We start from the raw sequence: 23,654 nt of genomic DNA on the forward strand, positions 1-23,654 counted from the left end.
TTATTATGAATGCTGCTACGTTAACAACAAAAATCAATGAATTTACTTCGGTTTATACCGAGTTAGACCAACATGAGAAAGCTATCAAAGCAATTGACCGTGTCATCACACATCGCCATAACAATGATTGTGCACTATTTATCATTGGCGACACAGGTGTAGGAAAAAGTCGTTTAGTTGAGCATTACCTTCAACGAATGGGGGAACTTGAAAGATGTGAGACTAAAAATGGTATCACAAGAAATATACTTCGAGCTATCTGTGTTGAAGTTGGATTTGAGCGAGGGTTAGACAGTTTGTTATCGGCAATTCTAGAAAAGCTGGGTGACATTAATCCTTACCGCCGCTCGACTCTTGGTGAGAAAAAAGATCGAGCCATCAAATTGCTAAAATATCGAGAAGTTGAAGTGATTTTTATGGATGAAATTCACAACATTGATAAACGCCAAACAAAGAAAAATTCTGAGGGGGCGCTCTCTTTTCTGAAGACCTTCTTAAACCAAGCAAATACAGCTTTTGTGCTGTTGGGGGTCAGTGATGCAGAAAATCTTCGTTTGACTGATGATGAACTTAACAGCCGGTGTAAGGCTAATGTTTACCTGAATAATTATGATTGCTGTGGTGAAGATAATACGATTGAGTTCATTGAATATTTACTTGATATCCTTGAAGAACTACCCGTGCCTATTCCTTATCTAGCGTGTGTATTTGACTCGTTTGAGGAAGAAGGTGGGGGGTATGTTAATTATGATACTCATAAACAAGACTATGACAATTTATTCAGATTCTGCATGGCAACAAAAGGAAACCCTAAGCTTATTCGCCGGTTATTAGTTGCAGCAATGGAAGTACCTTCAACAAAAGGTATCAACAAAGAACAACTAGCGGAAGCATGGGAGTTTGAATTAGGTGAGAAGACTGTAAAAAATCCATTTGAGCAACATATTAAAAGTTTATTTAAAGCAATGGTAAAGGAGGAATTATATGTCTAATTTATTTTTTCAAACAGTACCAACAGCACAGTTTGGTGAATCACCTAAAGGGTTTGTGAGCCGTATAGCCTATTTTCACGGTAATCCAACCATTAGAGATTTACACCAAATGATAGGCGTTCCATATAATCGACTGTCATATGATACCGACAGTAAGGCTTTTGAAACATTGATAGCAAAATTATCGGCATTAATGAAGGTATCTGCGTATGAACTATTTACATGCTTTAGCTTGCCTGATTTTATCGCCGTTGATAGTCATCGTAGTATTAGAGATATACGCATTAACCACCCTAGAGTTTGCCCTTGCTGTGTGAAAGATGAAGCTGAAAATTACATTCATCATGATTGGCTCCATGCCCACTATACGCATTGCCAAAAACATGATGTGGCTTTATTAAATTGCTGCCCTAATTGTAACGTTGATTTTTCATCTCAGTGGGTGAGTGATGTCTTTGAAGGTTGCTCAAGTTGTGGTTATCGCTGGGAAGACATTAAAGTAAACGTATCATCAATACCAGAGTACCAAAAAATGGCGATGACACTTACCGGTCAATCGTTAAATGTTTACTTAGCTCAGCTATATCAGGCCGCATTAATGATCATGAGACCCTTTGATATTAATGTTGAACCGCTTAAGCGGCTTCCTGAAGGTGTGAATTATGAGGAAGTGTTTAGGTTGGCTTTTGCACTCATATTTTGTGATGCATTTCAGCAGGCGTTTAGATCTATAAGAAAGACGGTTTGGTTAAAGGCTGCACCTCACATAACTGAAGTTTCGTTAGATTTTGATGAGACATTAATGAGATTTGACGAGTTAGTCAGCTTTAAAAGTAATGTCTCGTATGCTGATTTACCGGCGGTTAAGCAATATTCACAAGCACTCCCCAGTAAATTGGTTGGAATAAGTGAAAAAGTAGCGCCAACATTAATTACCAAGGATCAAACTGCCAAGCTTCTAAGTCTTAAGGATGATGATGTTATGAATTTAGTTGAACATAATTTACTCCATCCATTAGATACGGGTGCACATCAGTGGTATTTTGATTTAGCTGATGTGGATACCTTCTTGGTCATTATAAACTCTGTAGCTACAGAGCCTTATTTTGAAGATATAAACAAAATCGACTTAATCAGTGTGAGTCATTTATGTGATTTAAATAGTTGTGGTTTTGGTGAAACGCTAACCTTTATCTTAGAAGGGAATATTGAGATCAGTCGTAGCGTCGAGAGCAAACGTATACAGTTAAGTGACTTTAGTGTTAATCGTGCTGATGTTATTGAGTATTTTGAAAGTAATTTTTCACAATCACTTAATGATTTGCTGACAAAAAATGACTTAAAAAAGCTCTGCTATTTATCCGATGCAGAGTTAGCCGTATTTATTAAGCATTTATCGTTATCGGGCTTATCACTTGGTAGCAGAAAACAGGTGTTTGAAAGCAAATCTTTAATAGGGCTATTTGAAAATAATATTTTATTAAATCGATGGGCAAAGTTAAATCAGGTCAAAATAAAGGATGTTCACTGTTATTTGAAAAATTATGGAATTAACCCAAGTGATGATCTTCTCTGGAGAGAAGATATTTATCTTTATGATAAAACGGAAAAGCTTGAAAAAATGCTACGGCAATTTTTATATGAGTGCGGATATTACAAAGGGGCTTCAGCCCTTTTTTTGTGTTTGAAATATAAACGAACAATATTACCAACTGACTTCATCATCTTCTACTAAATAACTCCCCCCTTTTTTTAATCACCCATGTTATAATCTATTTATTACATGTGCTTAAGTGTTTTTTCTTTGCGTGAAACTTTCACAATAGAGTGGAAAATATCAGATAATTCTATTTTATAGCGGAATTTCAATATAGCTTAAACCGGAATGCACCTCTACAGCCCCCGTATTACGGTTATCCCAATTTCAATTTAAACTGAACTCTACATAAGTGACTGATTACTAATCGCTTATTGTTTTTATATCCTAAGTAGGTCTAATTATTACAGCAACGAATTGATTTAGAACATAGACCAAAAAAATTGCTAATGGTAGAATGCGCGCATATAAAAATGGGAAGATACTTCATGACTGAATTAAAAAACGATACTTACTTACGCGCGCTTTTGCGTCAGCCTGTAGATTACACACCAGTATGGATGATGAGACAAGCAGGGCGTTACTTACCTGAATACCGTGAAGTTCGCAAAAACGCTGGCGATTTTATGTCGGTATGCCGCGATGCTGATCTTGCATGTGAGGTTACCATTCAACCGTTACGTCGTTTTCCGCTTGATGCCGCCATTTTATTTAGCGATATTTTAACTATTCCTGACGCTATGGGCTTAGGCTTGTATTTCGAAACAGGGGAAGGGCCGAAATTTGAGCGTCCTATTACCTGTAAAGCTGATGTAGAAAAAATAGGCATACCCGACCCAGAAGTAGAATTACAATATGTAATGAATGCGGTACGTACTATCCGTAAAGAATTGAAGGGCGAAGTACCTTTGATTGGTTTTTCAGGCAGTCCATGGACATTAGCGACTTATATGATTGAAGGTGGTAGTTCAAAAGCCTTTACCAAAATCAAAAAAATGATGTTTGCTGAGCCAAAAACATTACACATGCTATTAGATAAGTTAGCGGATTCAGTGATTTCTTACTTGAATGCACAAATTGCTGCCGGTGCGCAATCTGTTATGGTCTTTGATACCTGGGGTGGTGTGTTATCACCACGTGATTATAACGAATTTTCATTACAGTATATGGCAAAAATTGTTGATGGGTTAACTCGTCACAATGACGGTCGTAAAGTACCGGTAACCTTATTTACTAAAAATGGCGGTATGTGGTTAGAGTCTATTGCGGCAACGGGTTGTGATGCAGTAGCGCTTGATTGGACCATAGATATTGAAAATGCTAAAGCTCGTATTGGCGACAAAGTTGCTTTACAAGGTAATATGGATCCTTCAATGCTTTACGCGCCATTACCTCGTATTGAACAAGAAGTTGACAAAATTCTTGCCGGCTTTGGTGAAGGTGGTACCGGGCATGTCTTTAATTTAGGTCATGGTATACATCCTGATGTGAACCCAGAACATGCGGGCCACTTTATAGAATCAGTACACCGTTTAAGTAAGCCTTACCATAAGTAATATAGCCATAGTTAAGCAATAAAGTATAAAGGAGCCTTGTGCTCCTTTATACTAATGAACTAAATCATTGCTAATGTTTTATTTCATCTAGTGGATATTTTGCTTAAATATCGTCATTATACAGAGTAAATCTATTACTCTCACCTCAAGTTGTAATGTATGACAGACCCTTTAAATAACGAACTTGATAAGCTGAACGAGAGCGATAGCTTGCTAGCAAAGGAAACCATTTCTTTACTAGGCAAGTACCGTAAGCTCGAAGCTCGTTATACTGCACTTTTTAAGTTAAACCAGTTATCTCATGACTGTGCAGATTTAAGTATGTTTTATGGTCAAGTTCACCAATCCATTGCATCAGTGATGAGAGCTGAAAATTTTTATATTGCCCTTTATGACCAAACCCTTTCAACGTTAGAGTTCGTTTATGATGTCGATGAAAAAGATGATTATCCACTAGGTAAGTCACCCCTTGAAGCATTTGCAGGTTCTATGACTTGCTATGTTATTGAAACGGCTAAATCACTCTTGGCGACCCCTGAAATTGTGACTGAATTAGAAGCTAATAATTCAATTAAACGTCTTGGCTCCGACAGCACTGACTGGCTTGGTGTACCATTACTTAATGATGGTGTTGTTATTGGCGTTATGGCCGTACAAAGTTATTCCGAAGAACTCCGTTACCAAGTAGATGACCTTGAGCTAATGGAATTTACCGCTCAGCATATTGTTACCGCTATGACCCGTTTGCACGACCATGAGCGTTTACAAAATGCGGTAAATTCTCGCACTCGCGAATTGATGAAGCAAATTAGAGAACGAGAAAAATCAGAATTATTGCAAGAGTCACTTTTCAAAATATCAGAGTTAACCAATGATGCTACGCTCCATATTGATGATTTCTATTCGATGGTTCATAATATTGTTGGTCAGTTAATTAACGCACAAAACTTTTATATTACTAAATATGATCAACATTCAAAAACACTAACTTTTGTTTATTATTTAGATCAAAACTCTACGAACGCAGCCGTCGACTCACAGGCTAGGATATTAGGGAATGGCTTTACCGAATATATTATTCGTACCGGTGAAACTCAATTACTTAATTACCCGAAAATGTATGCCTTGTATCAACAAGGTGAGACAAAAGAGCCACAAAAAGAAACTAAGTCTTGGCTGGGCGTGCCATTAATACATTCAGGTGTTGTGTTGGGAGCAATGGTCTTACAAAGTTATAATTTAGCAACAACCTTTACCGAACAAGATGCCGAGCTATTGAAATTTGTTTCTCAGCATGTTGCATCAGCTATCCAAAGGCGTGACATATTAGAAGTTGAACGACAGTCTCATATCCTTCTTGAGCAGCAAGTTAAGCTGCGAACCGTGGCATTAGAAGACGAAATCAAGCAAAGAAAAAAAGCTGAAGAGAAGTTACAACATACGGCATCGCACGATATTCTAACCGGTTTACCTAACCGTACTTTATTTATTAATTTATTAAACCACGCTATCGCCTGTCATAAACGAAAAGCCGATCTTAAATTTGCTGTGTTGTTTTTAGATCTTGACCGTTTCAAAGTCGTTAATGATAGCTTGGGCCACCATGCCGGTGACTTACTTTTACAAGAAATAGCCAAAGAGTTAAAAGTGCTGGTCAGAGACAAAGACACTGTTGCTCGATTAGGTGGTGATGAATTTGTTATCTTGATTGAAGACCTCGAATCTAATCATGAAGCTTATGATATTGCGCAACGTATCACTGAGTTTTTAGCGACGCCCTTTACTATTGAAAATCAAAGTATTTTTATCGGCACAAGTATTGGAGTCTTGTTCAATGATGAACGTTATGACAGTGCTGATATTATGCTCAGAGATGCTGATACCGCCATGTATCATGCAAAAGATAAAGGTAAGGGACGTTATGAAGTGTTTGATTCTAGCATGCAGAAAAAAGTGCAACATGCCCTGGAATTAGAAGCTGATATTCGTGACGGCATCGCCAATAGTGAATTTTCACCTTACTTTCAACCTATCGTTGATTTAAAAACTGAAACCGTTGTTGGTTTTGAAGCACTGGCACGTTGGCAGAGCAATAAGCGTGGTTTTGTTTATCCCGATGATTTTATCCCGTTAGCTGAAGAAACTAATTTAGTCATGGCGATTGATTTTCTTATTTTGGAAAAGTCTTGTCTACAGTTAAAACAGTGGGAAGCAATCTGTGGTCGTAACGATTTATACGTGAGCTGTAACCTCTATGGTAATCACTTTTTTAGTGCAACGCTACCCGCAGATATTGAAGAAATAATTCAACGTGTGGGCATTAAACCTAGCCAACTAAGAGTGGAATTAACTGAACGTGCTTTATTAGAAAATAGTGATTTAGTGCTAGAGAATATGAATACTTTAAAAGTGCTAGGCGTTAAAATTCTGCTTGACGATTTTGGTACCGGTTATTCAAGTCTTAGCTACTTACATCGTTTTCCTATTGATGTGCTGAAAATTGATCGCTCATTTATTAACAACGCTCATGAACATGATAATCATCAAGCAATCATAAAAACAATTATAGATTTAGCTACTAATTTGAATATGGGCACGGTCGGTGAAGGTATTGAAAATTTAGCCGATGCCGAACTACTAACTGCTATGGCGTGTCGGTATGGCCAAGGCTATTATTATGCTAAACCTATGGCTGCGGCTGATTCTGAAAAATATTTACTCAAGTAGTTTATATAAATAATACCACCACACCTTATCGGCAGTCACCGTAATTTTCCCTTTGACCTGTCAGGTTTAATTGCCATTAGCGTTAACCAAGAACTTTGTCACTATACTAGCGTTTTATTTTTACAATCATTATAGTGACGGTCGATATAAATCTACCAATCTTAAAAAAAATTAAGTCATAATATGAAAAAACCAATGAAATTTAAATTAATAGCCAGCGTAAGTTTATTAACTATCGCATTTTTATCTGCGTGTGGGCAAAGCGAAAAAGCAACGATAACTGTTGCCGAAAAAACACCACAAGTTAATGAAAACAATATTCGAGCTCACATAGAATTTTTAGCCGACGATACATTGTTAGGCAGAGATACCGGCAGCGACGGTTATCAAATTGCGGCTAATTACGTAAAGTCATACTTCAAGCAATTAGGTTTAACGCCTATGGGTGAGCAAGCAGGTTTTGAGCAGCAAGTTACCTTTCGTAAAGCATTTCTTGAAGAAAATAGTGCTAAGTTATCGGTAATCAATAGCGATGGTGAAGTTGCGCTCAAATTTAAAGATGCGTTTATTATGTCGGGTGACAGTGCAGCGACAGAATCGGCTATATCAGCGGAAACGGTTTTCATTGGTTACGGCGTTGTTTCTGAAGATTTTGGTTATAACGACTATAAAGATATTGATGTTGAAGGAAAAGTTGTTGTCGTCTTAACAGGCCGTCCAGACGATTTGCCTTCAGAAGAAGGCGCTCATATTGGCTCTGGTAGTGAAAAAATAAAAAGTGCTGTTAAAAATGGTGCTGTTGGTTTTATCACGATTCATACGCCAAAACGCGATGCAGTGCGCACCTTTACTAAAACGGCTAGTTATGCCGATGCACCACGGCTTAACTGGTTAAATAAAGACGGAATACCTTTTGGTAAACATCCCCAGTTGAAAGGCGGAGCTTATCTCAGTGCCGAGTCTGCAGCGGCTTTATTTGTTGGTGCTGAGCGAACTTTAGCGGATATTCTTAGCGACGATACAAACAATGTAGCCATTAAAGGTTTTGCATTAAAATCAACCGTTGAAATGGCCAGTAAAAGTCGCCATGAAGAGATTACTAGCCCAAATATCATTGCGGCTATTGAAGGAAGCGATCCAAGTCTAAAAGATGAGTATGTTGTTTTTAGTGCGCACCTTGACCATATCGGTCTTAGTAGTCATGGTGATGAAGAAGATAAAATTAATAATGGTGCGCTTGATAACGCCTCAGGCGTTGCAATACTACTAGAAACTGCGCGTTTGTTATCAGCTATGCCTGAAAAGCCAAAGCGTTCTATTTTGTTCGTGGTGGTAACGGCTGAAGAAAAAGGCTTATTAGGATCTAGTTACTTTGCAACAAACCCAACGGTACCTGCATCACAAATGGTCGCCAATGTTAATTTAGATATGCCATTAATTTTATATCCGTTCGCCGATATTATTGCTTTCGGTTCTACACACTCAAGTTTAGGACCTATCGTTGCGAGTGCGGCAGAAAAAATTAATTTATCGTTAAGTGACGATCCTATGCCAGAGCAGGCGTTATTTACTCGCAGCGATCATTACAGCTTTGTAAAAGCTGGTATTCCATCTGTATTCTTAATGACGGGCTTTAAATCTAAAGATCCTGAAATAGATGGTGGTGCGGTATTTGGTGATTTTCTTAAAAATCATTATCATCAGCACAGTGATGAAATAACCTTACCTATTCGTTACGATGCCGCGGCAAGTTTTGCCGAAGTGAATATGATGATAGGTTTAGAAATTGCTAATGGTGATAAGCGTCCAACATGGAACCAAGGTGATTTTTTTGGAAAAACTTTCGCTCAGTAAAACACCTCAATAGAAAATATAAAAACGCAGTGATGAAGATCACTGCGTTTTTTTTGTTTTCTGTTTTAAAGCAACAAGCTACACTATTAATATTATTCTATAAAAAATGATTGATAACCCAATGGATGCTCACCAATATGCGCTTCAAGCCAATGGCTCTTTTGCGCTTCCCGATGCCTGCTTTAAAATTAAAGCCTTAATGGACAATGAAGATTCAAGCATTGAAGACTTTGCTAATGTGATCAGTGTCGATCCTTCGATGACTTCGCGTTTATTACAAATAGCAAATAGTGCGATTTATAGTTTTCCTGGCGAAATAAGTACTATTTCACGTGCCATTACCATTATAGGTACGCAAGCTATTTATAACATGATGTTAGTGGATGTTGCGGCAACCGCTTTTAAGCATTTTTCAAATCAGGCTATCGATTTAAAACGCTTCTGGCGAATGAGTATCTTTTGTGGCTTAGCGACTAAAAACTTAGCCATTAAAGCAGGTATACGAGATATTGAACGGCTTTTTGTTGCCGGACTCTTGCAAAATTTTGGTGAATTGATTGTCGCAAAAATAACCCCTGAGATTGCAAAAAAATGTGAAAAATATTCAGCAGAACAATTGCCTTGGGTATTACAAAAGCAAGCCTTGGGTTTTACTTATACTGATATTTCTGCCGAACTGTTAAAGATATGGCAAATACCTGAAAAAATCATTTTACCGATCCGTCACTTTAATGAAGCGAAAACTATTCAAATTAATAAAGATGTCAAGGTACTCTATTTAGCATCTCGCTTAGCTTTAGTTGATAGTCACCCTGATCAGTTTGATTATGATGATAGTGTTGATGAAAGCTTATGCGCGAATTTAAATATTTCAAGTGATGATTTAGCTCAGGCAATAGTGTTTGCGGCAGAAGAAGCGGAAAATATTCTTACTATTATGAATGGTGGGCTCTTCTCAAAATAGCAAAACGGGGCTGTACAGAAGCGTATCTTGCTAAATATATTATTTTTATTGTCTGTTTTTCAATGGTTTGGCTGGTTGTTGTCTAAGTGCAACTATATTTATACACTTAATTACTAATACCTTCGTTCTAAAAGAAGACATTAATTATAAAGCCTGCTAGCATCAGGCAATTCTTTTTTTCGTATAGTTAATAAACTATACAAAATATGCCCTACAAATAATTATAATTAAGGACATTTATGAGCGCATCGAGAGAGCAGTTTAGCTCTAAACTTGGATTTATTTTGGCAGCAGCAGGTTCTGCTGTTGGTATTGGCAATTTAGTTGGCTTTCCAGTAAACGCAGCTAAAAATGGGGGTGGCGCATTTTTAATCATGTATGCAATATTCGTATTTTTAATTTGTTTACCGGTGATGATTGCAGAAATGGCCGTTGGTCGAAAAACCCAAAAAGAACCTGTTGGCGCCTACAAAGCGTTAAGTGGCGGCAGTAGAGGTTGGGGCATCGCTGGTATATTCGGTGTCTTAACTCCCTTTATGATTGCGGTTTTTTATATGGTGCTAACGGTCTGGATTTTTGGCTATGTTGCATTAACACTCGCGGGTAAATTAGATTACTTAGCCAGTGGCAATGGTTTTGGTGAGTTCATCAACAGTCCCTATTTATTTGTTGCTATGTTTGCCGTAGCGGCTATTGTCAACTTCATCTTAGTGGCAGGTGTCAAAGAGGGCATAGAAAAAGCGGCAAAAGTTTTAATGCCAACATTATTTGTGATGTTGATAATTATGGTGGTTTACGTCTTAACACTAGAAAATGCTTTTGCTGGTGTGAAATTCTTTATTGTTCCTGATTTTGATAAAATTACTCCTTCAGTCATTAATGGCGCATTGTCACAAGCCTTTTTCTCGCTATCACTCGGTATGGGGATTTTAATTACTTACGGTTCATATATTAATAATAAAACCGACATAGTTAATTCTGCAAAACTGGTTGCACTAACCGACACCGCTGTTGCCTTTACTGCCGGTTTAATGATTTTACCTGCGGTGTTTTCATTCAACCCGAATGTTAACCCAGCGGAATTAAGTGACAGCTCAGTCTCATTGATCTTTACTTTTTTACCTAAAATATTTTTAGCATTACAAGTGTCGCTTGGTTATATTGGTGCGAGTGCTGTTGCGGCATTTTTCTTCCTGTTGGTCTTTTTTGCTGCAATAACATCACTGGTATCGATTATTGAAGTACCCGTTTCTTACTTAGTGACTGAAAAGAAACATAGCCGCAGAAAAGCTTTATCCATTTTAATGATTGTTGGTGGCGCGCTAACAGTCTTTGCTATGGTCTCTTTTGGTATGGTGTCATTCTTTACTGAATTTACCAGTTATGCTGGGGGCACACGTTCATTCTTTGACGTGGTTTATGATATTTTCTACGATACTATTTTACCGTTAAACGGCTTTTTATTATGTGTTTTCGTTAGCTATCGTTGGAAAAAGCATAACTTGTCAGAAGAGCTGGCTATTGGTAACGATACCTATAAAGGCTCTTGGGTAGAAAAGTACGTTAACTTTTCATTAGGCACTTTTATTCCAGTCATTGTCTTGGGTATTTTCTTGAATACGGTGACACAAAAATTCTTTGCTTTTAGTATTTTTGGATTTTAGTTTATTAATCTAGACTAAACAGGCAAACGATTTGAACGTAAAGCCGCATAATTTGTTATTATGCGGCTTTATTTTTGGCCATAAAAAATTAAGTTATGAATTCAACGCTTCAAACACATCTTCAACCTATTTTAGTCCGTCTTCAAAATGAAAATAAGCTCGTCGATTGTCAGCGATTATTTCACGGTCGTGGTCATGCTTACCCTGGCTTAACCCATGTTAATGTTGATTGGTTCTCACCCGTTGTGCTTATTACGCTTTACCAAGAGGTTGAAGAGGCTTGGTTAAGTGAACAAGTTATCGTGATCCAACAGTTGCTACCACAATGTCTATCTATCCAAGTGCAGTATCGTAGCCGAAAATTTTCGCCAAGTGAAGTACTCTGGGGAGAAGAGATCAACGCATTAAACGCTCAAGAACATGGTTTGCAATATCACCTTAGTTTGGGGAAGGCACAAAATTCTGGACTGTTTCTTGATATGAGTAATGGCCGCCAGTGGGTCAAAGATAACAGTCAAGGTAAAAAAGTGTTAAACCTTTTTGCCTACACCTGTGCTTTCTCTATTGCTGCCATCGCCGGTGGTGCAGAGCAAGTCGTTAATATTGATATGAGTAAAGGCGCTTTATCAACAGGACGTGAAAACCATAAACTTAATAAGCAAGAGGCGAGTAAGGTAAAGTATGAAGGTGTCGATATTTTTAAATCTTACGGCAAGTTAAAAAAATATGGTCCTTATGATTTATTAATCTGCGATCCACCTTCATTTCAAAAAGGGAGTGTCAATATTGAGCGAGATTACCAGAAAATAATTAAACGTTTGCCGGTATTAATGGCAAATAATAGTGATGTTATACTCTGTTTAAATTCCCCTGATTTAAGTGAGAACTTTTTGTTAGCGGAAGTCGCTAGAGAGTGCCCTCAGTGTCAATTTCAGCATCGTATTGAAAACCCCGAAGTGTTTGTTGAGGCTGAAGCAGGTAAGGGCTTGAAAGTACTTTATTTTCGCTATGTTGAGATGTGTTAATAAACCATACTTAGCTAATCACTATTCGTGCTGCAAGTAATATCAAAAAACTGCCGGTTACCTTGTCAACAATATGGCTGTTTTCACGTAACTTACTAATGATATTACCGCGCGATAGTGTAAAGGTTACTAGGCAATACCATAAAGCATCAATGCTGCCTACGGTGGCAGTCATTATTACTTTTTGTTCACTGCTGGCATCTCCTGCTAAAAACTGGCTAAATAATGCGAGAAAGAAAATAGCAAGTTTAGGATTTAAAAAGGCAATTAAAAAGCCATCTCGCCAGCCATTTACCTGTGTTTTTGCCGCGGAGTCATCTTGAGAAAATACTTGGTTATTTTTTTTACTTAATAATGATTTTACCCCCAAGTAAAGTAAAAAAGCAGCGCCTGCATATTGAATAATACTAAATATTAAAGGCGATTTAACGATAATTACCGCTATGCCTGTTGCTGTAATCGCCGCGTAAAGTGCAACGCCTAAACCGTGACTAATCGCCGTCGCATAACCTTGTGGTGTTCCGCCAGCGAGGGTATTTTTGATGACTAATGCTAAACTCGGGCCTGGTGATAAAGCGCCCATCATACAAATAACCACAAAAGATAACCATAAGTGAAATTCCATTAATTATTATTCTCTTTTTTAAAGGATTGAATCGTAATTTTGTCTATTTTACTGGCTCAACGCTAAGGTACGCACACGTAAAAAGCTAGCAAATTTTGGCACACCTCGCGCTGTTTTACCAATGTATTTAAAGGTAATTGTGCTACCAATCTTTGGTGGGTTTTTACGTTGTTCGTCAGTAAAACCACTACCAATTTTAAAGAGTAAGCCTGACTTCATTTTTACTCTTATCGATCCCATCATATTTTTGTACTTGCCTTTACCTGCGATATAAGCAACAACGATCGCTTCACTATCATCATATTGTTTTAATTTTATCAGGTCTTTGCTTCTCCCTATTTTATAATAGGCGGCTTGATGATGTAGCATCAGTCCTTCCCCGCCTTTTTCGACCACGTCTGCTAAACGTTGATTCAATATCGCAATTGAGTTTACTTTCTCTTGTTTTATGACTTGCCAATAGTGATTGTCTGTTGTTGCCATCTCAGCTTTCATTTGCTTAATACGCTCACTAAAAGTACCTGAATGCTTGGGTAAATCAAAAACCATAAAGCGTATTTTCTGCCAACAACTTATTGTGATTCGCTGTTGGGGGGCATGCTTTCTAACACAGCTGCTGATCTTTTCAAATTCAGCGCGCTTGCTCCATAGTTCGCCATCAAGATAGGTTAATGGCCAACCTTGAGTAAACCATTTTGGCGCATGGATAAGATTACCGCCACGGGTTAATAAGTTTTTACCGTTCCAATAACCTCGAATACCGTCAAGTTTTTCACTAACAAAATATTCGCTGATCTTTATCGGGGTTTTACTCTCTACTTTATAAGGCGTAGCCAGCTGAATTTTTGGTAACTCTGAGGTGTAGCCTTGTGGCCAAAGGATAAAACTGGTGAATATGGCAAAATATTTTAAGGTGAATATTTTCAAAATTGAACATCCTTGCTCATTTCTCGATAGGTTTTAGTATAGAAGTTTTTTTTGCGATTGCTAATGTAATGTTAATTAAATGTACTAAGCTGTTAATGCTAGTTGTTGTTTTATTGCGAAGTTCAAGGAGGAGCTATGTATAAAGTACATTTTAAACTTTTTTTTATAAGTATGACTTTAATTTTTTCTCAGCAAAGCTTTGCTGGGAAAAAACACTGTCAGCGCTATGAAGATAAGTTAGCTAATATTCAGTCTCAGCAAAGACAAGGTCATAGTGTAAAACGAAGTGAACGTTTGAAAAAACAAGAAGAAAGTGCTCGAACAAAATGGTGGCAATGTCAACAAAGTCGATTAAAAAAGCCCATAGTAAATAAGCAAAATAAACAGAAAAAAAAGCCGATAAAAATATCTGTTAAAGGTCAGCAGTTATCGAGAAGTTCAGCTAGTGATATTAAAGAAAACCGTATAGATCCCTTCGAAACCTCAGCTGCGCTGGTCTTAAAATCTCGCTATCAAGGAGAAAAGTTGCGAGCATGGCTGGAGTACTATCAACAGCCAAAGCTATGCTCGCGACCTAAAACAATTAAAAAGTTTGCTTTTTGTGTGGAAAACAGAAGAACACAACAGCTAGCGTTTGATAAAATGATGTTAATAAAATTTTAACTAGCATCATCTTATTAAGGGGTTATTTTAAGTACTGCGCTTTTTTATCATTGTAATGATTAACGAGACTATCAATAGTGGTTTGGTCATAATCTCTTAAGCCACTGAGTAACATGTGCTTTTTACCATTACCAATCACTTTGCCATCAGCGACTAAGTCAAAAGGCAAGGTTGCTTTACCCCGTTTACCGTCAATGAGTAAGCTAGGCGTCGTTAATTGCAATTGCACGTCGGCAAAATCAACTTCATCTAAATGAATAAACATATTCTCGTACATCACCATTGGACGTGTTGGGTTGATCATGACATTTTTTTCAAACATCAATTTCACTAAAATATGTGGAAAAGTATGGCCAGAGAACTCAACGTAGGCGCGGATCAAAGCATCGATCGATTGACGGTTAGTTGTACACTGTCCTGAAGCCTCTATTTTCATATATTCTTTTGCATTATCATCAAGAATACTTGCTGATTCGACAATTTTTTCAGGAAAATTGAGTTTAATGCCATCGGTCACCATACCTGAAAAAGTAAAGCCCATATTTTGTGATAAACCTGACTTTTCTAGCACTAATGAAAAAAGTAAATCACCTGGCACGCAAAAACGTTTTGCATCGGCATCGTGCAGCGGATTGAAATCATCGGCAACTATTTTAGCGAAATCGCTACCTTGCTGACGAGAAAAACTAATTTGATTGTTTGTAATATTACAGTAACGTTCTAGAAACATTTTGCATACATCTATTATGTGAAAACCGCCGTATACTAGCAGTTACTTGTCGACAAATGGAAATTATCTAATAAAAGTAATACTAAGCAGACCAGTACTGTCAGGGCTTTTCTAAAAAATTATTGGCTTAAAGTCTTTCACTAAGGTCTCTTTTTTAAGCTTAGTAAACTTCTTTAGTTGATATTCGCGCTTGCAAGCGAGTTGACGATTTTCTTGGGGCTCAGCGTAAACTAATTCGACCGGCCGCCGAACTCGCGTATATTTAGCCCCTGTTTTATTACAAGTATTATGCTCACCTAAACGGCGAATTAGGTCGGTAGTAATACCCGCGTATAAACTGTTGTCTGCACAACGTAAATAATAAACAAACCAAGTTGGCTTGGCGGTTGGTTCTTTTTTTTGCATACAAGTTGGCTTGGCTGTAAAGGTTTTGCTGATATAACAATAGTATCGCAATTTTTGTTGCCGAAATCGATAAAAAGCTGGCTGTCATTTACAGAGTTTTATACCATGCCCTTTAAATTTCTCCATCAAACATATCGAGACAATAAATGACCCATTACGATGCAGGTGCTTTGAGTAAAATGACTGCTCAGTTAGATGAAAACGGACTCGTTCATTACCAATTACCTATAGGCGATCAGCTCATTGATATGAATGCGTTAATTGGGAAAAATATTACTTTAGATTACCAAGGTAAAATAGCGTGTCGTCATTGTGCAAGAGTAACCAAGAAAAGTTATTCGCAAGGTTTTTGTTATCCGTGTATGCAAAAGCTCGCTCAATGCGATATGTGTATTATGAAACCAGAAACTTGCCATCATGCTCAGGGGACTTGTCGTGAGCCTGAATGGGGCGTAAAAAATTGCATGGTTAATCATTATGTTTATTTAGCCAATACCTCTGGCATTAAAGTTGGCATTACTCGCCATACTCAAATACCCACCCGCTGGATTGACCAAGGTGCAACACAAGCTTTAAAACTATTCAGAGTAAGTACACGCTTACAATCGGGTTTAGTTGAAATAGCACTGGCTAAGTTTATTGCCGATAAAACAAACTGGCGAGCTATGTTAAAAGGTGCGGGTGAAATGGTTGATTTAAAAGCGAAAGCACAAGCATTACTACCTGAAATTGCAGCACAGTTAGACGATATTAAATTACGCTTTGGTGCAGACGCCGTTGAATTACTTGACGAACCAGTAGTCAATTTGAACTTTCCTGTTGAACAGTACTTAGAAAAAATCGGCTCTTTTAACTTTGATAAAACCCCCCAAGTCTCAGGATTATTGCAAGGGATAAAAGGCCAATATCTTATTTTTGATAAGGGGGTTATTAATATTAGAAAATTTGGCTCTTACCAAGTTGCCTTAACCGTTGAAGACTAATTAGACTTTTTCTGAAAATAAGTCACTTATTATTAATATAGTGTCTATACTTGAGTAAAATTTAGGTTATTGCTAATACCTTGTATCTTATTGAAAAACTGAGCCATCAGCGGGTGTTAGCTTTAAATTTATTTGCTGAGTGTTTTATTTTTATATAAAAACAACCCTATATTTCTTGTTAGGATTTTTGTTATGAATGCTGTTGAATACGCCGAACAGGCGAGTGAAATATTTGTATTGTCGGATTCTTTTATCCGCATTAAAGAGTTAATTGATAACGAATCATCAACTATTGATGATATAGCGGATGTCATTTTACTTGATCCCGCCTTGTCAGCGACTATTTTAAAGCTCTCAAACAGCTCTTTTTTTAACTATCCTGGTAAAATAGACACTATTTCTAAAGCGGTTTTAATCTTGGGTATTACCGAAGTTTACAACTTAGTTATTGCTTATTTTACCACTGATGCCTTTAGAAAACTAAAAGCCAGTCCCGAATATTTAGATGACTTTTGGGAGCGTAGTGTTGACTGTGCATTAACGGTTAAATTTTTAGGCACTAAACTAAACGTACCTAATGCGGAACGATTATTTATTTTAGGTTTGCTGCATAATTTAGGCGAATTAGTCATACATCAATTTATGCCTGAAAAAGTAGAACAATGTAAGCATATTAATTCAGATGAATTGCCTTGGACTAAACAACTACAAACACTGGGTTTTTCCTACGCTGACATTACCGCTGAATTATTAAAACAATGGCAACTTCCTTACAGCTTGATTGAACCTATACGTTATCAAGATGAAGAGGAGTTTCAACATAGTACCGACGAAACTAAGTTACTTTATATTGCTAAACGAATAATGACACTGAACCACCAATGCAAAAGTCATTGCCAAGCCGATGTCATTAGTGATGAAAAACTCGATGCGTTATCAGTGCAACAAGAGCTGTTGCGTGATGCCAGCGACTTCTGTGATATGGAACGTTTAAGTATTCTTGCTGTACTTAATCCAAGTGCCTCTATGCTTTATTAACCGCTATATCTTTTGATATAATAACTGTGGGTGAGGGCAGTGATCTATTTAGCAATAGCTTGTCTTTGCTGAGCTAATCTCATCTCAATTTTTATTGCTCTTACCTTGTCTGCGCAGCTAATACACTCATTAATCATGGGGTGTCACCGAGTAATAAACCACTTAGGTAGCAGAACTGTCTTTACCATCCTTGCTAATTAACTTTTCCTTGCCTTGCCTAACTCCGCTAATAGCTTTACTTAACAAACGGGACTTACTTGCATGCTAATTATGATCACTGCCACTTAAGCTGAGAATCCCAGGCAAGTGAAAGTTGTAGACTTTGAATTTTTTTGCCAGAGCGAAGTATCAATAACCAAAATAACACAATGACTACAGTCACAAGTAGACCATCAGTTCGTTTCCTAATACATTATAGATACAATTGAGACCGTATATGGTCAGGACATTAGCATTGCTAATACTTAGTTTTCGATCTGAGGAGAGTTAAGGTATTAGCGGATATTCATGCTTGGTTTATAAATTTTTACGTTATTACGACCGCTAGTTTTTGCATAATACATGGCCGTATCAGCATTTTTGATAAGCGTGGTTTCATCACTGCCATGCTCAGGGTGAATAGCAACCCCTATGCTCGAAGATATACTCAAGCTTTGTTTGGCAACCTCAAATGGCATACTGAGCGCATGACAAATCTTTTTTGAAACTTCAGATGCATCTTGCTCTGTTCTTATTGTGGGTAACAACACAATAAACTCATCTCCACCGATACGCGCTACAGTGTCTGACTTACGTAGACAGCCTTTAATGCGTTGAGCTACCGCGCTCAATGTTAGATCACCTACAATATGTCCGAACGAATCGTTAACGGGTTTGAATTTATCCAAGTCAATGAACAATATAGCCAGACTTCTTTTTTCGCGTGATTTGATCAATAGCGCCTGCTGTAAGCGTTCTATAAACAGCTTCCTGTTTGGAAGACCCGTTAGAGAATCATGCAAAGAGTCATGTAGTGCTCTCGATCGACCTGTCAGCAGCAACCAAACAATTAATGTTAATGCTAAGCTAGCAGCAGAGCCAATCAGTGCAACCATTATTGGTCTGTCAGTATCGATACGCGAATGAAATGTAGGTAAAGGACGAATTCGAACTGTCCAGGCATGATCGACTACAGTTATAGGATAAATTTTATATCCTTCAGAATCCAAGGGTTCTCCCAATGATAACGACTTATTAGAATCGAACATTAGTGTTTGGTATGATATGGCATCACCATCAAAAATATCGATATCGAGGTCGTTAGCATACTCCCCATGGACACCTTTCATAAAATCATTCATTCGAAAAACAGAATATACCCAACCAACAATGTTCTCCCGACGTTCAGTAATTAATGTTTGAGGCTTATCCCTTTCGTAAATAGGTAGGTACATTAAAAACCCAGCCTGTTCATTTGTTTCAGATTCTTGAACTAATCTAACTTTACCAGACAGTGAGATTTTGTCATTATCAATAGCATTTTGCATAGCTCTATTACGCACTTCTTCAGAGAACATATCATATCCAAACGCCCACAAATTACGACCTGAAAATGGTTCAAGATAGATGATTGATGAGTAAACCTCACGCTTACCTTCAGGGTAGATTGAATAGTCTGGGAACCCTTCTCTGCGGATTGTATCTATATGATTATTTTTTGATACCGATGGGATCAAAATAGAAAAGCCAACTCCCTGTATTCCCGGAAAATGTTCCTCCAGATTAAGTGAAGAAGTGTAACGTTTGAATTGATCACGTGAGACACTTGCTGATGCCTTGAATAAGCCCCCGATTCCGCGTAGTGATTCTTTATAAAACGCTACTCGATTTTCAATACGCTTAATCGCTTCTCTCACTCGGAAATCGAAATATATTTGAACATTTTTCTCTGTAGCAGCCTGAGTAGAATAGAATGCTATATAGGTAATTGTTAAGCAGCTGATTAATATAAGCAATGATAAAAAAAATGATTTTGAATATATTTTAAAGCTTGCAATCAAAGGTCACGTCCCTTTGTGAGAGACTTGTATGCGCCTCATATCCTTTCTCTTCGAAATAATATTAGGCGTATGCAAGTGTAGAGTAATTTGATATTAGTTTACTTGTAATTGATATTCCATCCTAATTACCGAAATGGTAAATTTAATTGGTTATCATCAATAAACAGTTAATTCATGTATGGAGAGCGGCAGCCATCAGAAAACGGTTAGCATCATTTGATTTTTCGTCCATGTCCGTCTCAACCAAAACATACAACTATCTTCAGTATAAATTATCAAATGCTAACATCTTCAATATGTCAAAAATTAGCGTTGCAAGATGACTTTTTAACGACAGTAATGAGCTTACAGCTTACAGCTTACAGCTTACAGCTTACAGCTTACAGCTTACAGTAGCTATAGCGGTGTTGTAGCTTCAGCAATGCGCACTAAGAAAGTCTTAGCAGTAGAACATCATAATGCTGGTTAAAGTAATTATCACAGGCTCACTAATGCCGCAAAGTTACCATAGCCATTAGTGATATTTATCAAGTCTACTATCTCCAAAGTGCCAAAAAAAGATGTGAATTGCGCGTCTAAAGCTATTTTTATTTAATGACTCAGCTTCTTAAATTAACTCTTAATTTATCTTTATCATTATTTAATAAACACATATTTGCAGAGTTTAACTATGCAGGAAAAAATTTAGAAATAAACTCGAACCCACAGATGGGTCCACCTAGAAGTATTTATCCAGTGTAATTAGCTTCATTTTTTATCTGTCGATATAAATTTTAACATTGAGCATAAACAAAATTCTAAAATTAATTCTCAGGTTGCCGTGAATTCTCAACTTAAGTAGCGGTGCTAATTAAATCATGCACCAATTACTGTCATTGATAAAATTTCATGCACCAATAAAGTGCTTGTTAACAGCGTTTTTTTAATTATTTATTTTAACCTTATGAATAATATGTATTTTAGTCTTTGGCATAACATTTGTATTGTTATGTACAAATCATAAATAAGGCTAAAAATAATGAAAATGGTTAACGCAATAATAAAACCTTTCAAACTGGATGATGTCAGAGAAGCAATTTCTGAAATAGGTGTTGAAGGACTAACTGTCAGTGAAGTAAAAGGTTTTGGACGACAAAAAGGTCATACCGAACTGTATCGTGGCGCTGAGTATCAAGTGGACTTTTTACCGAAAGTGAAACTTGAAATTGCTGTCAATGATGATGTTGTTGAACGCTTAGTCAAAGCAATTACCGAGTCGGCGCACACAGGTAAAATTGGCGATGGTAAAATATTTGTCTATGACTTACAGCAAGCTGTACGTATTCGTACTGGTGAGCAAGATGTTGAAGCTATTTAAGGGGTAAATCATGGAACAAAATATTTTTCAATTACAATATGCAATGGACACTTTCTATTTCTTGATATGTGGTGCTCTTGTTATGTGGATGGCCGCGGGTTTCTCTATGTTAGAAGCCGGTTTAGTGCGTGCAAAAAATACTACAGAAATTTTGACTAAAAACGTTGCGCTTTATGCTATTGCTTGCATGATGTATTTGGCCTGCGGTTACGAAATTATGTACGGTGGTGGTTTCTTCTTATCTGGCATCGAAACAGTCGATGCTGATGCGGTATTAAAAGAATTCTCTGGCCGTGAAGATGGTTTTAATGGCGGAGCTATATACTCCAAAGCGTCTGACTTCTTCTTTCAAGTGGTCTTTGTTGCAACAGCGATGTCGATTGTTTCTGGTGCCGTCGCTGAACGCATGAAATTATGGGCATTCCTTATTTTTACCGTTGTGTTAACTGCCGTTATTTATCCACTTGAAGGTAGCTGGACTTGGGGCGGTAATGCTGTCTTTGGCTTGTACACCTTAGGTGACTTAGGCTTTTCTGATTTTGCTGGCTCGGGTATTGTCCACATGGCAGGTGCATCAGCAGCATTAGCGGGTGTCTTGTTACTTGGCGCACGTAAGGGTAAATATGGAGCAGATGGTCGTATTAATGCCATTCCAGGTGCTAACTTACCTATGGCGACATTAGGCACGTTTATTTTATGGATGGGTTGGTTTGGCTTTAACGGTGGTTCAGTTTTAAAGCTTGCCGATATCAACAGTTCACATTCAGTTGCTATGGTCTTTTTAAATACCAATGCAGCGGCTGCTGGTGGCGCTATCGCCGCGTTAATTTTTGCTAAATTACTATTTAAAAAAGCAGATTTAACCATGACATTAAACGGAGCATTAGCGGGATTAGTCGCTATTACTGCTGAGCCTTCAACACCGACGGCATTGCAAGCAACCTTGTTTGGTATGGTCGCTGGTATCATCGTTGTCTTGTCAGTGGTTGGTTTAGATAAACTGAAAATAGATGATCCAGTAGGTGCTATCTCAGTACATGGTGTCGTTGGTTTATTTGGTTTACTGCTTGTTCCTCTTACTAACCCTGCTTCAAGCTTTAGTGGACAATTAATCGGTGCAGCAACTATCTTTGTCTGGGTATTTAGTGCAAGTTTTGTGGTCTGGTATGTACTTAAGAAAGTTATGGGTATTCGTGTAACTGAAGAAGAAGAGTATCAAGGTATGGATAAATCAGATTGTGGTATGGAAGCTTACCCTGAGTTTACTTAATACCAACTAGTGTTATCTATATTAACAAGATAAATCATAAAACAGCCTCAGGGCTGTTTTTTTTATGTACAAAATAAAGGCTAATACTTTTAGCAGCAGAGAAATTATCAGTACTTGCGCCGATACTAATAAAGGTGCGTTAGCATAGCTGTAAAAAGCAACACGGTTTTATCTTATTTTATTATCGTAAATGATTTACTGTGAATTTTAAGAAACTGTGTAAAATTGAAATATTAATATACATTACATTTTTGGGAATTTTGATGGCAAGAGAACAATTCGGTATTTGCGCAGAACCTAGTTTGCACGGTTATTATCTGATGTTTAATGTTTTAGATGATAAAAATGCTCATGTTCGTCACGCACTATCTCGATTACCTGCCTTATTCGATCATTACGCTGATCGTTTTTCAGAATCCAATTTAGCTGGTGTTATTGCCATTGGTGCTAACTATTGGGATGAGCTGTATCCACAGGGAAGACCTAAAAATTTAAAGCCTTTTTCCGCGCTTGAATGTGATGATCGCGCAGCTCCGGCTGATAGTTATGATCTTTATATCGAAATAAGAAGCGACCGTGCAGACGTTAACCATATTGTTAGTACCAAGGTTTGTTCTTTATTAGCCAACAGCGTTGAACTGGCTGAGCAAGTGCGTGCCTTTAGGTTTCTTGATGGTCGTGACTTAACGGGCTTTGTCGACGGCACAGAAAACCCACAAGGTTCACACCGCCGCAAAGTTGCGCTAATTGCTAATGAAGAGAGTGAAGAATTTGCGGCGGGCAGTTATTTACATATTCAACGTTATCGCCATAATTTGAACTTATGGGATAACTTAAAGGTTAAAGACCAAGAAGATATTTTTGGACGAACAAAACTGGACAATGAAGAATATTCCAATGAAAATAAACCAGCGACCGCGCATACTAAGCGAGTAAACCTTAAAGACGAAGACGGTAACGCTATCGAAATAGTACGACAAAGTATGCCGTATGGTGATATGAAATTACAGGGCTTGTTTTTTGTTTCTTATTGCCGCTCGCCTGAGCCATTTGAGATGATGTTAAAAGCCATGATTCAAAGTGATGCTCATGGTCATTTTGACCACCTACTTAAATATACCCAAGCAGAAACTGGCGCATCTTTTTTTGCACCAAGTTTGAATTTTTTAGCTAAGTTGGCACTTTAATAAAGCGATAAAATTGCGATATTACTCTGGCTAACTGTCTGCAAACTTAGC

19 protein-coding genes are annotated in these 23,654 nt (G+C 37.6%); 14 read left to right on the plus strand and 5 right to left on the minus strand.

The window, feature by feature from the left end:
• Positions 1 to 5 precede the first annotated feature (5 nt).
• From A3Q34_RS12855 to A3Q34_RS12890, 8 genes are all read left to right on the plus strand, one after another.
• A complete protein-coding gene (locus A3Q34_RS12855) occupies positions 6 to 992 on the plus strand; it encodes a TniB family NTP-binding protein (protein WP_070375719.1) in 987 nt (328 codons plus the stop codon).
• Positions 985 to 2,727, plus strand: coding sequence for a TniQ family protein (locus A3Q34_RS12860; protein WP_070375720.1), 1,743 nt, complete (start codon positions 985 to 987; stop codon positions 2,725 to 2,727). Before A3Q34_RS12855 ends, A3Q34_RS12860 begins: the two co-directional genes overlap by 8 nt.
• A 350-nt stretch (positions 2,728 to 3,077) precedes the next feature.
• Entirely contained in the window at positions 3,078 to 4,145 is a 1,068-nt protein-coding gene (gene hemE / locus A3Q34_RS12865) for a uroporphyrinogen decarboxylase (protein ID WP_070375721.1), read from the plus strand.
• Between the two features lie 159 nt (positions 4,146 to 4,304).
• Positions 4,305 to 6,872: a sensor domain-containing phosphodiesterase gene (locus tag A3Q34_RS12870; RefSeq protein ID WP_083278007.1), complete on the plus strand. Its 2,568-nt coding sequence runs from the start codon at positions 4,305 to 4,307 to the stop codon at positions 6,870 to 6,872.
• Between the two features lie 195 nt (positions 6,873 to 7,067).
• On the plus strand, positions 7,068 to 8,726 hold the full coding sequence (locus A3Q34_RS12875) for a M28 family metallopeptidase (RefSeq protein WP_070377152.1): 1,659 nt from the start codon (positions 7,068 to 7,070) through the stop codon (positions 8,724 to 8,726).
• A gap of 121 nt (positions 8,727 to 8,847) precedes the next feature.
• The gene (locus A3Q34_RS12880) at positions 8,848 to 9,690 is read left to right on the plus strand and encodes an HDOD domain-containing protein (protein WP_083278183.1); all 843 of its coding nucleotides are present in this window, start codon (positions 8,848 to 8,850) and stop codon (positions 9,688 to 9,690) included.
• Between the two features lie 239 nt (positions 9,691 to 9,929).
• On the plus strand, positions 9,930 to 11,354 hold the full coding sequence (locus A3Q34_RS12885) for a sodium-dependent transporter (RefSeq protein ID WP_070375723.1): 1,425 nt from the start codon (positions 9,930 to 9,932) through the stop codon (positions 11,352 to 11,354).
• Between the two features lie 95 nt (positions 11,355 to 11,449).
• On the plus strand, positions 11,450 to 12,379 hold the full coding sequence (locus A3Q34_RS12890) for a class I SAM-dependent methyltransferase (protein WP_083278008.1): 930 nt from the start codon (positions 11,450 to 11,452) through the stop codon (positions 12,377 to 12,379).
• Between the two features lie 10 nt (positions 12,380 to 12,389).
• On the opposite strand, the gene A3Q34_RS12895 is transcribed toward A3Q34_RS12890, so the two are convergent.
• Both A3Q34_RS12895 and A3Q34_RS12900 read right to left on the minus strand, forming a co-directional pair.
• Positions 12,390 to 13,004 carry a LysE family translocator gene (locus tag A3Q34_RS12895; RefSeq protein ID WP_070375724.1) on the minus strand — a complete coding sequence of 205 codons (615 nt, stop codon included), beginning with the start codon at positions 13,002 to 13,004 and terminating at the stop codon, positions 12,390 to 12,392.
• A gap of 48 nt (positions 13,005 to 13,052) precedes the next feature.
• Positions 13,053 to 13,931 (minus strand): DNA ligase, encoded by an 879-nt coding sequence (locus tag A3Q34_RS12900; RefSeq protein WP_157470984.1) that lies wholly within the window; start codon positions 13,929 to 13,931, stop codon positions 13,053 to 13,055.
• A 135-nt stretch (positions 13,932 to 14,066) separates the two neighbouring features.
• On the opposite strand from A3Q34_RS12900, the gene A3Q34_RS12905 reads away from it, so the two are divergent.
• Positions 14,067 to 14,594: a hypothetical protein gene (locus A3Q34_RS12905; protein WP_070375725.1), complete on the plus strand. Its 528-nt coding sequence runs from the start codon at positions 14,067 to 14,069 to the stop codon at positions 14,592 to 14,594.
• 22 nt (positions 14,595 to 14,616) lie between these two features.
• Here A3Q34_RS12905 and A3Q34_RS12910 read toward each other — a convergent pair whose 3' ends face one another.
• Positions 14,617 to 15,324, minus strand: coding sequence for a DUF3581 family protein (locus A3Q34_RS12910; protein ID WP_070375726.1), 708 nt, complete (start codon positions 15,322 to 15,324; stop codon positions 14,617 to 14,619).
• Positions 15,325 to 15,435: 111 nt separating this feature from the next.
• Complete coding sequence (locus tag A3Q34_RS12915) at positions 15,436 to 15,729, minus strand: GIY-YIG nuclease family protein (RefSeq protein WP_070375727.1); 294 nt, start codon at positions 15,727 to 15,729, stop codon at positions 15,436 to 15,438.
• Positions 15,730 to 15,875: 146 nt separating this feature from the next.
• Between A3Q34_RS12915 and A3Q34_RS12920 the strand changes: the two genes are divergently transcribed.
• Entirely contained in the window at positions 15,876 to 16,712 is an 837-nt protein-coding gene (locus A3Q34_RS12920) for a DUF2797 domain-containing protein (protein WP_070375728.1), read from the plus strand.
• Positions 16,713 to 16,904: 192 nt separating this feature from the next.
• On the plus strand, positions 16,905 to 17,750 hold the full coding sequence (locus A3Q34_RS12925; RefSeq protein WP_070375729.1) for an HDOD domain-containing protein: 846 nt from the start codon (positions 16,905 to 16,907) through the stop codon (positions 17,748 to 17,750).
• Positions 17,751 to 18,244: 494 nt separating this feature from the next.
• On the opposite strand, the gene A3Q34_RS12930 is transcribed toward A3Q34_RS12925, so the two are convergent.
• Complete coding sequence (locus A3Q34_RS12930) at positions 18,245 to 19,789, minus strand: CHASE domain-containing protein (protein ID WP_070375730.1); 1,545 nt, start codon at positions 19,787 to 19,789, stop codon at positions 18,245 to 18,247.
• A gap of 1,018 nt (positions 19,790 to 20,807) precedes the next feature.
• Here A3Q34_RS12930 and A3Q34_RS12935 point away from each other — a divergent pair.
• The 3 genes from A3Q34_RS12935 (at position 20,808) to A3Q34_RS12945 (ending at position 23,603) form a co-directional block, all read left to right on the plus strand.
• On the plus strand, positions 20,808 to 21,146 hold the full coding sequence (locus tag A3Q34_RS12935; protein ID WP_070375731.1) for a P-II family nitrogen regulator: 339 nt from the start codon (positions 20,808 to 20,810) through the stop codon (positions 21,144 to 21,146).
• Between the two features lie 10 nt (positions 21,147 to 21,156).
• Complete coding sequence (locus A3Q34_RS12940; protein ID WP_070375732.1) at positions 21,157 to 22,416, plus strand: ammonium transporter; 1,260 nt, start codon at positions 21,157 to 21,159, stop codon at positions 22,414 to 22,416.
• Between the two features lie 263 nt (positions 22,417 to 22,679).
• Entirely contained in the window at positions 22,680 to 23,603 is a 924-nt protein-coding gene (locus A3Q34_RS12945; protein WP_157470986.1) for a Dyp-type peroxidase, read from the plus strand.
• Positions 23,604 to 23,654 lie beyond the last annotated feature (51 nt).

The sequence above is a fragment of the Colwellia sp. PAMC 20917 genome, from assembly GCF_001767295.1.
In the GTDB taxonomy this organism is placed as follows: Bacteria; Pseudomonadota; Gammaproteobacteria; order Enterobacterales; family Alteromonadaceae; genus Colwellia_A.